10 protein-coding genes and 1 tRNA gene are annotated in these 12,562 nt (G+C 71.5%); 8 read left to right on the top strand and 3 right to left on the bottom strand.

Features of this window, described 5'->3' with window-relative positions; translation table 11 throughout:
* Positions 1 to 52 precede the first annotated feature (52 nt).
* Positions 53 to 2,830 carry a penicillin acylase family protein gene (locus tag ACIPFH_RS27910; RefSeq protein WP_401830579.1) on the top strand — a complete coding sequence of 926 codons (2,778 nt, stop codon included), beginning with the start codon at positions 53 to 55 and terminating at the stop codon, positions 2,828 to 2,830.
* A gap of 76 nt (positions 2,831 to 2,906) precedes the next feature.
* Here the strand turns inward: ACIPFH_RS27910 and ACIPFH_RS27905 are convergent, their stop codons facing one another.
* Complete coding sequence (locus tag ACIPFH_RS27905) at positions 2,907 to 3,521, bottom strand: 5-formyltetrahydrofolate cyclo-ligase (protein ID WP_401830577.1); 615 nt, start codon at positions 3,519 to 3,521, stop codon at positions 2,907 to 2,909.
* A 104-nt stretch (positions 3,522 to 3,625) separates the two neighbouring features.
* Here ACIPFH_RS27905 and galU point away from each other — a divergent pair, with 104 nt between their 5' ends.
* The 7 genes from galU to ACIPFH_RS27870 all read left to right on the top strand — a co-directional run bounded on the left by galU (position 3,626) and on the right by ACIPFH_RS27870 (position 9,176).
* Complete coding sequence (gene galU / locus ACIPFH_RS27900; protein ID WP_401830575.1) at positions 3,626 to 4,528, top strand: UTP--glucose-1-phosphate uridylyltransferase GalU; 903 nt, start codon at positions 3,626 to 3,628, stop codon at positions 4,526 to 4,528.
* A gap of 5 nt (positions 4,529 to 4,533) precedes the next feature.
* On the top strand, positions 4,534 to 5,859 hold the full coding sequence (gene glp / locus ACIPFH_RS27895) for a gephyrin-like molybdotransferase Glp (protein ID WP_401830572.1): 1,326 nt from the start codon (positions 4,534 to 4,536) through the stop codon (positions 5,857 to 5,859).
* A gap of 62 nt (positions 5,860 to 5,921) precedes the next feature.
* Entirely contained in the window at positions 5,922 to 6,401 is a 480-nt protein-coding gene (gene moaC, locus ACIPFH_RS27890; protein ID WP_401830569.1) for a cyclic pyranopterin monophosphate synthase MoaC, read from the top strand.
* Complete coding sequence (locus tag ACIPFH_RS27885) at positions 6,398 to 6,934, top strand: molybdenum cofactor biosynthesis protein B (RefSeq protein ID WP_401830567.1); 537 nt, start codon at positions 6,398 to 6,400, stop codon at positions 6,932 to 6,934. Before moaC ends, ACIPFH_RS27885 begins: the two co-directional genes overlap by 4 nt.
* A gap of 26 nt (positions 6,935 to 6,960) precedes the next feature.
* Positions 6,961 to 7,557, top strand: a complete 597-nt coding sequence (locus tag ACIPFH_RS27880; protein WP_020128382.1) for a GNAT family N-acetyltransferase — start codon at positions 6,961 to 6,963, stop codon at positions 7,555 to 7,557.
* Between the two features lie 136 nt (positions 7,558 to 7,693).
* Positions 7,694 to 9,022 (top strand): gephyrin-like molybdotransferase receptor GlpR, encoded by a 1,329-nt coding sequence (gene glpR / locus ACIPFH_RS27875; protein ID WP_401830565.1) that lies wholly within the window; start codon positions 7,694 to 7,696, stop codon positions 9,020 to 9,022.
* 80 nt (positions 9,023 to 9,102) lie between these two features.
* Positions 9,103 to 9,176: transfer RNA gene (locus ACIPFH_RS27870), tRNA-Ala, on the top strand.
* A 47-nt stretch (positions 9,177 to 9,223) separates the two neighbouring features.
* Here ACIPFH_RS27870 and ACIPFH_RS27865 read toward each other — a convergent pair.
* Entirely contained in the window at positions 9,224 to 11,689 is a 2,466-nt protein-coding gene (locus ACIPFH_RS27865) for an FtsX-like permease family protein (RefSeq protein WP_401830563.1), read from the bottom strand.
* The gene (locus tag ACIPFH_RS27860) at positions 11,683 to 12,495 is read right to left on the bottom strand and encodes an ABC transporter ATP-binding protein (protein ID WP_401830560.1); all 813 of its coding nucleotides are present in this window, start codon (positions 12,493 to 12,495) and stop codon (positions 11,683 to 11,685) included. The genes ACIPFH_RS27865 and ACIPFH_RS27860 overlap by 7 nt, the downstream gene beginning before the upstream one ends.
* Between the last annotated feature and the right edge of the window lie 67 nt (positions 12,496 to 12,562).

The raw sequence follows: 12,562 nt of genomic DNA, 5'->3' as shown, positions 1-12,562 counted from the left end.
AGTAGAAAGCACAGCCCGCCCTGCCGCTCGCGTTAGGACAGCAAGGACAGCGATGCCCTCCAACACCACCGCCACATCGGGTGACAAGCCCGGCAAGTCCGGCAGGAAGAAGGGGCGCAAAGCCCGTTTGGTCGTGCTTGTGCTGGTGCTGGCCATCATCGGAGGCATCGCCTACGGCGCCTACTGGTCCATCAGTACCGTCCGCGCGTCCTTCCCGCAGACCAAGGGTTCGATCACACTCGAAGGCCTGACCGGGCCCGTCGACGTGAAACGGGACGGCTACGGCATCCCGCAGATCTACGCGGACTCCGACGAGGACCTGTTCATGGCGCAGGGCTACGTCCAGGCCCAGGACCGGTTCTACGAGATGGACGTGCGCCGTCACATGACCTCCGGGCGCCTGTCCGAGATGTTCGGCAAGGGCCAGGTCGACAACGACGAGTTCCTGCGCACCCTGGGCTGGGACCGGGTCGCCAAGCAGGAGTACGACACCAAGCTGTCGGCCGCCACCAAGAAGTACCTCCAGGCCTACGCCAAGGGGGTCAACGCCTACCTCAAGGGCAAGGACGGCGCCGACATCTCCCTGGAGTACGCGGCCCTGGGTTTCACCAACGACTACAAGCCCGCCGAGTGGACACCGGTCGACTCGGTGTCGTGGCTGAAGGCGATGGCCTGGGACCTGCGCGGCAACATGCAGGACGAGATCGACCGCGCTCTGATGACCAGCCGCCTCGGTCCGGCGCAGATCGCCGAGCTGTACCCGCAGTACCCGTACGACCGTAACCAGGCGATCGTCCAGGAGGGTCAGTACGACGAGCTGACCAAGACGTTCGAGCAGAGCGACGGCCAGAGCGACTCCGACGGCGGCTCCACGAACGGCGGCTCGAACACGTCCTCGGGCTCGTCCTCGGGCACGGACGGCTCGGCCCTGCAGAGCCAGCTCTCGGGCCTCTACAACGTGCTGGACGACCTGCCCACGGCCGTCGGTGTGAACGGCAACGGCATCGGCTCCAACTCATGGGTCGTCGCCGGCAAGTACACGATCACCGGTAAGCCGCTGCTGGCCAACGACCCGCACCTGTCGGCTTCGCTGCCGTCCGTCTGGTACCAGATGGGCCTGCACTGCCGCACCGTCTCCAGCAAGTGCGAGTACGACGTCTCCGGCTACACCTTCGCGGGCATGCCCGGTGTGATCATCGGACACAATCAGACCATCTCCTGGGGCATGACCAACTCCGGCGTCGACGTCACCGACCTCTATCTGGAGAAGCTGTCCGGTGACGGCTACCAGTACAACAACAAGGTGAGGCCCTTCACCACGCGCGAGGAGACCATCAAGGTCGCCGGCGGCGCGTCCAAGACGATCGTCGTGCGGCAGACGGAAGACGGGATGCCCCTGCTGTCGGACCGCGACGACGAACTCGTCAAGGTCGGCAAGAAGGCCACCGTGGACACCGCTGCGCCCGACCGCGGTGACGGCTACGGGGTCGCCCTGAAGTGGACCGCGCTGGATCCGGGCAACTCCATGGACGCCGTCTTCGCCATGGACAGGGCGAAGGACTGGGACGGCTTCCGCGACGCGGCCAAGCAATTCGACGTGCCCTCGCAGAACCTCGTTTACGCCGACACCTCGAACCACATCGGCTACCAGCTGCCCGGAAAGATCCCCACGCGCGCGAAGGGCGTCGACGGCTCGATCCCCGCGCCCGGCTGGAACTCGAAGTACAAGTGGACCGGCACGATCGACTTCGACGAGCTGCCCTACGAGTACGACCCCGCCCGCGGTTACATCGTCACCGCCAACCAGGCCGTGGTCGACAAGGACAAGTACCCCTACACGCTCACCACGGACTGGGGCTACGGCGCACGCAGCCAGCGGATCACCGACCTGATCAAGGGCAAGATCAAGGGCGGCGGCAAGGTCTCCACCGACGACATGCGCCAGATGCAGCTGGACGACGACAGCGAGATCGCCAAGCTGCTCGTGCCCGTGCTGAAGAAGATCAACCTCGACGACCCGGACGTACGCGAGGCGCAGAAACTGCTGGAGAACTGGGGCTTCACCCAGGACGCCGACTCGGCCGCCGCCGCCTACTTCAACGCGGTCTGGCGCAACATCCTCAAGCTGGCCTTCGGCAACAAACTGCCCAAGGAGCTGCGCGTCGAGGACCAGTGCCTGTGGGTCGACCCGGTCAACACCACCGGCCCGGTCGACGACACCGACAAGGTCCGCGAGTGCGGCCAGCGCGACGCCGACCAGGCGCAGCCGGACGGTGGCGACCGCTGGTTCGAGGTCGTGCGCAACCTGATGTCGAAGCCGGACAGCGACTGGTGGACGACGCCTGAGTCGGGCACCCGCCCCGGTGCCGACCACAACCGCGACAAGCTGTTCGCGCGCGCCATGATCGACGCCCGCTGGGAGCTGACCGCCAAGCTCGGCAAGGACATCGACACCTGGAGCTGGGGCCGGCTGCACCGCCTGTTCCTGAAGAACCAGACCCTGGGCACCAGCGGTCCCGGTTTCCTCCAGTACATCCTCAACCGTGGCCCGTGGAAGCTGGGCGGCGGCGAGGCGACGGTCAACGCGACCGGCTGGAACGCGGCCGGCGGCTACGGCGTCGTGTGGGTCCCGTCGATGCGGATGGTGGTCAACCTCGACGACCTCGACAAGTCGAAGTGGATCAACCTCACCGGGGCCTCGGGACACGCCTTCAGCGCGCACTACACCGATCAGACGAGCAAGTGGGCCAACGGCGAACTGCTCGACTGGTCCTTCTCGAAGAAGGCGGTCGACGACAGCACCAGCGACGCCCTGGTGCTCAAACCCTGAGCGACTGACTCACCGTCATGCGGAAGGGGCCCTCCACACGCGCGTGGAGGGCCCCTTCCGCATGACGGCACGCCTGTCAGATGAAGCGGCGCGACCCCGAGGGCGTCACCACCGCGTGCACAGGCCGGTCGTGCGCCTCCTCGGGGACGCGCTCGACGACCTCGGCGTCGTACAGGAGCACCACCAGCGAGGGGCGGGCGCCGGAGTCCGCCAGCCGGGCCAGCACGCGGTCGTAGGACCCTCCGCCCCGTCCCAGCCGCATGCCGCGCTCGTCGACCGCCAGGCCGGGCAGCAGCACCACGTCCGCGGCTGTCACGGCGTCCGGGCCGAGGCGCTCGCCGGCCGGCTCCAAGAGAGTCATCCGGCCGCCGTGTTGGACCCGCGCGAGAGAGCCCTCACCGGCGTAGGCGCCCCAGTCCAGGTCGTTGTCGGGCAGCAGCGCAGGAAGCAGCACGCGCACGCCCCGCGCGTGCAGCGCGTCCAGCAGCGCCAGGGTGCCGGGCTCGGTACCCACGGAGACGTAGGCCGCGACCGTGCGCGCGTGCGCCAACTCGGGCAGCTCCAGGGCGTGCTCGGCCAGCACGACGGCCGCCGCGCGCACGTCATCGGTCGTCAACCTGTTTCTCACGGCGAGGAACCCTCGCCGCAACATACGTTTGTCAGACTCTGGTCCGCCTTCGAGGTGGCTCATAGGTCGCTCCCCCACTCCTCCCACACCGCTCCAATGCGTCCATATGATCATTAATTAACCGGAGCTACAGATCTCTCTCAAAGTCACCGGATAAGGTTGCCGCCATGACTCAGTCGCACCCCAGGATCAGCAAGGCTGTCATCCCCGCAGCCGGCCTCGGCACCCGGTTCCTGCCGGCGACCAAGGCCACTCCCAAAGAGATGCTGCCGGTCGTGGACAAGCCCGCTATCCAGTACGTGGTCGAGGAGGCCGTCTCCGCCGGCCTCGACGACGTCCTCATGGTCACAGGCCGCAACAAGCGCCCCCTGGAGGACCACTTCGACCGCAACTACGAACTCGAGTCGGCCCTCCAGAAGAAGGGCGACGCCGCCCGGCTCGCCAAGGTCCAGCAGTCCAGCGACCTCGCGACGATGCACTACGTGCGCCAGGGCGACCCCAAGGGCCTCGGACACGCCGTCCTGTGCGCGGCCCCGCACGTCGGGCAGGAGCCCTTCGCGGTGCTGCTGGGCGACGACCTGATCGACCCCCGCGACCCGCTGCTCCAGCGGATGATCGAGGTGCAGGAGCTGCACGGCGGCAGCGTCGTCGCGCTCATGGAGGTCGCCCCCGAGCAGATCCACCTCTACGGCTGCGCGGCCGTGGACGCCACCGTGGACAGTGACGTCGTCAAGGTGACCGGGCTCGTCGAGAAGCCGGAACCGGCGGACGCGCCGTCGAACTACGCGATCATCGGACGCTACGTCCTCGACCCGAGCGTCTTCGGCATTCTGCGCGGTACCGAGCCCGGCCGCGGCGGCGAGATCCAGCTCACCGACGCCCTCCAGCAGCTCGCGCAGGACGAGAAGATCGGCGGCCCCGTCCACGGCGTCGTCTTCAAGGGCCGCCGCTATGACACCGGCGACCGCGGCGACTACCTGCGTGCCATTGTCAGACTCGCGTGCGAACGTGAAGATCTGGGTCCGGACTTCCGGTCCTGGCTTCGCAGTTACGTCACCGAGGAGATGTAGCCACTTTGAGCACCGCCGCGCCCCGCCCCACCGGCCAGGACCACCTCTGGTCGGTGGACGAACACCTGGAGGACATCCTCGCCACCGTCCGCCCCCTGGAACCCATCGAGCTGCAACTGCCGGACGCCCAGGGCTGCGTCCTGGTCGACGACGTCACGGTGCCGGTCTCACTGCCGCCCTTCGACAACAGCTCCATGGACGGGTACGCGGTGCGGGTCGCGGATGTCGCGGGCGCGAGCGAGGAGTTCCCGGCGGCTCTGGACGTCGTCGGGGACGTCGCGGCGGGACAGGCGGCCGATTCGCTGTACGTGGGACCCGGCCAGGCCGCCCGGATCATGACCGGCGCCCCGCTCCCGGCCGGCGCCGAGGCAGTCGTCCCCGTGGAGTGGACCGACGGCGGGCTCGGCGAAGGCCCGGTCAGCGGGATGCGCGCCCGCAGTCTCGCCCCCGAACAGGCCTCGGGGCACGTGCGCGTGTACCGGCCCGCCGAGGCACGCGCGCACGTACGCGCGAAGGGCAGCGACGTGAAGGCGGGCGACCGCGCCCTCGACGCCGGGACCGTCCTCGGGCCGCCCCAGATCGCCCTGCTCGCCGCGATCGGCCGGGGCGCCGTACGCGTGCGCCCGCGCCCGCGCGTGGTCGTGATGTCCACCGGCAGCGAACTCGTCCAGCCCGGCGAGGAGCTGGGCAGCGGCCAGATCTACGACTCCAACAGCTTCGCCCTCACGGCTGCCGCCCGGGACGCCGGCGCCATCGCCTACCGGGTCGGCGCGGTCGCCGACGACGCCGACACGCTCCGCTCCACCATCGAGGACCAGCTCGTCCGCGCCGACCTCGTCGTCACCACCGGCGGGGTGAGTGTCGGGGCGTACGACGTCGTCAAGGAGGCGCTGGAGCACGTCGGCGACGAGGACGAGGCGGGCGGCGGTGTCGAGTTCCGCAAGCTCGCGATGCAGCCCGGCAAGCCCCAGGGCTTCGGCTCCATCGGCCCCGACCACATCCCCCTGCTGGCCCTGCCCGGCAATCCGGTGTCGTCGTACGTCTCCTTCGAACTGTTCGTGCGCCCCGCCATCCGCACCCTCATGGGTCTGGAGGACGTCCACCGGCCCACCACGCGCGCGAAGCTGATCGCCGACAAGCCGCTGACCTCGCCGAAGGGCCGCAGACAGTTCCTGCGCGCCACCTACTCCGAAGGCACCGTCCGCCCGGTCGGCGGTGCCGGATCCCACCTGATCGCGGCCCTCGCGCACGCGGACTCGCTGATCGTCGTCCCCGAGGACGTGGAGTCCGTCGAGCCCGGCGCCGACGTCGAGGTGGTCCTCCTCGGCTGAGTCCTCCTGGTTGGGGGTACCGTGTCGCGCACAACAGGCCGGACCGGGAGCGCCACACCACCATGAGCACGCAGGACCGACTCACGCACATCGACGACGCGGGCGCCGCCCGCATGGTCGACGTATCGGCCAAGGACGTCACCGCACGCACCGCGCGTGCCAGCGGGAGGGTCCTCGTCTCGCCCCGTGTGGTCGAGCTGCTGCGCGGCGAGGGGGTCCCCAAGGGGGACGCTCTCGCCACCGCGCGGATCGCGGGCATCATGGGCGCCAAACGCACCCCCGACCTCATCCCGCTGTGCCACCCCCTGGCCGTCTCCGGTGTGAAACTGGATCTGTCGGTCGCGGACGACGCCGTGGAGATCACCGCCACGGTGAAGACGACGGACCGCACGGGCGTCGAGATGGAGGCGCTCACCGCGGTCTCCGTCGCCGCGCTCACCGTGATCGACATGGTGAAGGCGGTCGACAAGGGAGCGGTCATCACGGACGTGCGCGTGGAGGAGAAGACGGGCGGCAAGTCGGGCGACTGGAGCCGGGTATGACACTCGACACGTCGCTCGGCGGCGCTCTGCTCGCTCCGTACAGCGCCCTGGTCGTGACCGCCTCCAACCGGGCCGCCGCCGGCGTCTACGAGGACAGGGGCGGCCCGCTGATCGCCGAGGGCCTGCGCGGCTTCGGCTTCGCCGTCGACGGGCCGCAGGTCGTCCCCGACGGCGACCCGGTGGAGGCCGCGCTGCGGGCCGCCGTCCACGCCGGGTACGACGCCGTCGTCACCACCGGCGGCACCGGCGTCTCGCCCACCGACCGCACGCCCGAGGCGACCCGCGCGGTGATCGACCGAGAGGTACCGGGCATCGCCGAGGCCATCCGGGCGTACGGCCGGGAGAAGGTGCCCACCTCGGCGCTCTCCCGTGGACTGGCCGGACTGGCGGGCGGCACGCTGATCGTCAACCTGCCGGGCTCCACCGGCGGAGTGAGGGACGGCCTGGCCGTCCTGGAGCCCCTGCTGATCCACGCCGTCGACCAGATCCGCGGCGGCGACCATCCCAGACCCAGCCACGGGGGTGCCAGCTGAACAGCTCATCCTGGCCCGTCGAACTGGTGGAGGGCGACATCGTCCTGCGGCCCATAAAGCTGCGCGACCAGCGCGCCTGGCGCGAGGTCAACCGCCGCAACCGGGACTGGCTGCGGCCCTGGGAGGCGACGATCCCGCCGCCCGCGCCCAGCGGGCCGATCGCGCACCGGCCGACCTACCGCCAGATGGTCCGGCACCTGCGGTCCGAGGCGAACGCGGGACGGATGCTGCCGTTCGTCATCGAGTACCAGGGGCGGCTCGTCGGGCAGTTGACGGTCGCCGGGATCACCTGGGGGTCGATGTGTTCCGGGCACGTCGGTTACTGGGTGGACGAGTCGGTGGCCGGCCGCGGCGTGATGCCGACGGCCGTCGCGCTCATCGTGGACCACTGTTTCCGGACCGTCGGACTGCACCGCATCGAGGTCTGCATTCGGCCCGAGAACGGCCCCAGCCGTCGGGTCGTGGAGAAACTCGGATTCCGTGAGGAAGGGCTGCGGCCGCGCTATCTCCACATCGACGGCGCCTGGCGCGACCACCTCGTCTTCGCGCTCACGGCCGAGGAGGTCCCCGAGGGCCTGCTGAACCGGTGGCGGCGCACACGCTCGCAGAAGGCATCCAATTGAATTAGCCGAATAAATGTTCGAAAATGATCGGTTGATCGCACCTGTCGCAAAAAAAGTTCGAAATATCAGCCAGATCGTGCGACACACCGGCCCAATTGGCGGATGGCCTCACGTAAACCCCTCTACCGTGTGAGACGTGAGCAGCAGCGGCCTCATCTACGCAGTCATCGTCGGGGCCTGGGCCGCCTACTTGGTGCCTATGTGGCTCCGTAGGCAGGACGAGCTGAACGAGGCCCGTCCGACGGAACGCTTCAGCACCGCCATCCGGCTGCTTTCCGGACGGGCGGGCATGGAGCGCCGGTACGCCAAGGACCTGCAGGCGCGCTCCACCGAGGAGGGGGAGTCCGACGCCGACGTTCCGGACGTCGCCACCGCATCGGTGGACGTCCGGTCCTTCGCCATGCCTCCGACCCGCCCCCAGGTGAAGACCCCGGTCCAGGAACGCGCTCAGGAACGAGCTCAGGAGCGCGGTCATGACCGCGGCCAGGAGCGGGGGCCGGGACGTCCCGAGTCGGCGCGCGAGCCCGCGCGTGAACCGGCGCGTGAGCCGGCGGCCAAGCCCGCGCAGGACCAACGCGAACGCGAACAGGGCGCCAAATCCACGCGCGAGGGGAGCGCCGCTCCGGCAGGCCGACGCGTACCGGTCGCCCGGCGGACGCCAGCCGAGCAGGCGTCCGCCGCGCGCGCCCAGCGCTCGAAGGCGCTCGCGCGCCGTCGGCGCACCACCGTGATGCTCTTCATCGCCTTCACACTCGGCGCGATCGTCGCGGCGGTCGGCGGGCTCACGTTCCTCTGGGCGCCCGCCGTGCCCGCCGTCCTGCTCAGCGCGTACATCGGGTACCTGCGCTCCCAGGAACGCCGCCGCTTCGCCTACCAGATGGACCGCAGGCGGGCCGAGGTCGCCGCACAGCGCCTGCGGGAACGTCAGTCGCGCCGGCGTGCGCCCGCCTCGGCGAGCGCCTCCTCCGTCGACTCCGGCTCCGACGCCGGCGCAGAGGAGCCGCACGCGGGCCCCGAACCGGAGACCGACCCGGGCCTGCTGGCCCTCGCCGCGGACCGCAGGGCGCTCGTCGAGCAGACCGATCACGCGGAGTGGGTCGACCAGCAGCGCGAGCGGCAGCGCCGGCCCGGACACGGCGAGAGCTGGGACCCGGTACCGGTACCGCTGCCGACGTACGTGACCGCGCCGGTGGCCCCCCGGGCCACCTCCGACGTGGACCTCGGCGCCCCGGACGCGTGGAGCTCGGCCCGCTCGGGTTCGATGGCGCCGGAGCACGAGGCGGCGGACGACGCACCGGCGGGGGAATCCGACGAGGCGGACACCGCGGAGGACCGGGAGGCGGACGGCGACGAGCGCAGCGACGCCCGGCGCGCGGCCTCGGCCCGGCGCTCGCGCGAACGCGGCCGCACTCCGCTGTTCGACCAGTACGAGGACGGCGAGCGGCCCCGGGCCGCCAACGAATGAGGGGCTGCACCCCACGCCCGGCCTCGGAGAACGGATTTCCAAGCAGGTCGACGGGGATGCTAGAGTTTCACTCGTTGCAAGGGCCTGTGGCGCAGTCTGGTAGCGCACCTCGTTCGCATCGAGGGGGTCTGGGGTTCAAATCCCCACAGGTCCACGCATCATAGAGCCCCCGTCGGGTAACCGACGGGGGCTCTATCGTGTTCACGCTGGTTCGCGTCGGGCGGGACGGGTGCCGGGAGTGCGTAGTGCCGGTGCCGTCGACGCCAGTGCGGTGGTTGTCGCGAGCAGGGCGCATGCTCCTGACGTCCAGCCGAGCGCCTGCCAGGGCAGGACGATCGTCGCCGGGGCCGAGAGCAGTCGTAGCGCGCCGCCCAGGCCGGCCAGGTTGACGGCCGTCACCAGCAGGCCCAGCAGCCCGCCCAGCGCCACGGCGGTCAGCGCCTCCGTGGCCGCCAGCCGCAGTACCTGTCCGCCCGTGGCGCCCGCCAGTCGCAGGGCCCTCAGCTCGGGCCTGCGTTCGGCGGCCGCCATGACCAGCGTGTTGGCGAGCGAGATGCCGGTGTAGAGGAGCGCGATGCCCAGGACGAGCAGCATGCCGAGCCGGGTCGTGCGGTTGGTCTCCGGGTAAGCGGCTGCAACCCACTGCGCCCTGTCCGTGACCCGCACCCCGTCGACGGCCCGCAGGCCCGCCGCGACCGCCGCCGCGTCGGCGCCCGCCCGCACCCGTACGTCCACGCGGTCCACGTCGCCGTCTCGTCCGCCGCCCGCGTTGGCCGGGGTGACATAGGCGCTGTTGTCGCCGGTGCCGATGGTCAGCACGGCGGCGATGCGGAGGGTCTTCGGCGTACCGTCCCCGAGCCACACCCGCACCCGCTGTCCCACCCGGTGCAGCACCCACTCCTCGGTCACGACGATCGACCCGTCGTCGAGATCGGTGAGCCGCCCGGCGGTCACCGGCAGCCCCACCGTGGCGGCGAGCAGCGCCGGATCGGCCGCCCGGGCCTCGGACTTCACCAGCGCCACGCCGTCCTCCAGCGTGTACACGGCGGTGGCGGAACTGGCGGACACGACCGTGCCGGGCACCTGCCGGAGCCGCTCGAGTGCCCCTGGACGCAGCGCCGTTCCGCCCTGCGGGGTCACCACGAAGTCGGCGACCGTCTGCTGCCGTACCTCCGTCGCCCGCGCCTCGCCGATCGTGGCCGTCGCGCCCAGCAGGGAGCCCGCGAGCGCCACGGTGACCAGGACGGGCGCGGCCACGGCGGCGGTGCGGCGGGCCCCGGCGACCGCGTGGGCTCGCGTCAACAGGCCGATCACGCCCGGCAGTCGGGGCACCATCGGGCGCACCGTCAGGGGCGAGAGCAGCGCCACCGCCGTGATGAGCAGCATCGGACGGCTGATGTACGACTTGCGGTGCAACAGCTCGCCCGGGTCGGTCACCAGCGCGTACGCCAGGGTCGCGACGGCGGTGAGCAGCAGCGCCGTCCCGCACACGCGCCGTCCTCGGGTCAGGGCGCGCACGTCCACCGACGCCTCGCGCAGCGCCTGCGCGGGGGCGGTCCGTCCGGCCCGCCAGGACGCGGCCAGCGCACCGCAGACGGCGACCAGCAGGCCCGTCCAGAAGGCGAGGTGATACGGCCAGACCCCGGCCGAAGGGCCGCCGATCGCGTACCACTGGGGTGCGAGCCCGCCGTCGACCACCAGCTTCCCCAGGTACGGCGCGCCGTACCCGCCCAGCGCGCAGCCTGTCGCCGAGGCGAGCGTGCCGACCAGCAGGGCCTCCGCCAGGACCGTCCGCCGGACCTGGCCGGGTGTCGCCCCGGCGGTGCGCAGCAGCCCGAACTCGCGGCGCCGCCGGTCGACCGCGAAGGCGAAGGTGGAGGCCACGACGAAGACGGACACGAAGGCGGTCACGCCGCCGGCCGTGCCGAACAGGGCGTTCAGCGCTGTGAGGGCCTCGGCGTCCCGGCCCGCGTCGGCGTCGGCCAGCCGCCGGGCGTCCCCGGTCAGGATCCGGACACCTCCGTCTCCGTCCTCGTCCGGGACCGCTGCCCGTACGGCAGCCGCGTCCGCCTCCACGACCAACTGGTCCGACTCCGGGGCGAGTCGGGCGGCCCGGACGTCCGGGTAGAACACGGCGTGCTCGACGCCCGGTCCGCGCACCGTCCCGACCACCCGTGACGGGCCGTCCGCGGTGCGCAGTCGGGCGCCCACGGTCGCCCAGTCGCCGCTGGTCACCACCTCGTCCGCCGCTTCGGGCGCCCGGCCCGCGGTGAGTACGTAGGGGGCGAAGCGTGCCGTCGACCAGGGGTGTCCGATCAGGTCGCCGGGTGCGGCGGGGGCGCCGTCCACCCGGACCGGGAAGGAGCGGTCCTCGGTGACCGGGCCGAGCGCGCGGAGCGCGGCGACGGTCGCGGCGGGCACCGGACGCGGCCGGGCCAGCGCCTTCGTCCGCTCACCGGTCGCGGTCACCACCCGCAGGGTGTCCTGACCCTTGACCACCACCGGCGCCGCAGCGAAGCGCTCCGGGGCACGCGCGGGTGCCTCCAGTGACGCGGCCAGCGCCTGACCCATCACGGTGAGCAGCGCGACGCCCACCGCGAGGGCGACGAAACTGCCCGCGAAGGCGGCCCAACGGGCGCGCAGGGTGCGCAGGGCGACGCTCAACACGGGGCACCCGCCCGGCCGCCTGACGGGGTGCCCGACGAGGTGCCCGCCACGGGGCGCCCGGACCCGCCGGCCTCGCTCTCCAGCCCCGCCATCCGCGCCGCGATCGCCTCCACGGACGCGTCGGCGCCGTGGAGTTCACCGTGCACGCGGCCATCGACGAGGAAGATCACCCGGTCCGCGTAGGAGGCGGCGAGCGGGTCGTGGGTGACCATGACGACGGTCTGGCCGGCCTCGTCGACCATGGAGCGCAGCAGGGTCAGCACCTGGCGGCCGGTGGCGGAGTCCAGCGCGCCGGTCGGTTCGTCGCCGAACAGGACCTCCGGGCGGGTGATCACGGCGCGGGCCAGGGCGACCCGCTGCTGCTGGCCGCCGGAGAGCCGGTCCGGGCGGTGGCCGGCGCGGTCGGCGAGTCCGACCTGCCGCAGGGCGTCGCGGACCTGTGCCCGGGGCGGGCGGCGGCCGGCGAGCCGCAGCGGAAGGGCGACGTTCTGCTCGGCGGTGAGGGCGGGCAGCAGGTTGAACGCCTGGAAGACGAAGCCGATCCGCTCCCGGCGCAGCAGCGTCAGCCGCCGCTCGCTCAGCCCGGTCAGCTCGGTCCCGTCGATCCGCACCGATCCCGAGGTCGGCCGGTCCAGTCCGGCGGCGCACTGGAGCAGCGTCGACTTGCCCGAGCCGGACGGTCCCATGACGGCGGTGAAGGAGCCCCGGGGGAGGGCGAGGGTGACGTCGTCGAGCGCGGTCACCCCGGTGCCTGGGGCACCGTATCGCCTGCTCACGGACGTCAGTTGGACGGCGTGTGTGGTCATGGCTCCACGAAACCGTGCGCGCCCCTGTCCGGTCTGTCGGGCAGGACCTAGACCTGGGGTAGGGCCA

Source organism: Streptomyces sp. NPDC088157, assembly GCF_044741545.1.
Classification (GTDB): Bacteria; Actinomycetota; Actinomycetes; order Streptomycetales; family Streptomycetaceae; genus Streptomyces.
This window is presented reverse-complemented; position numbering and strand designations above follow the sequence as displayed.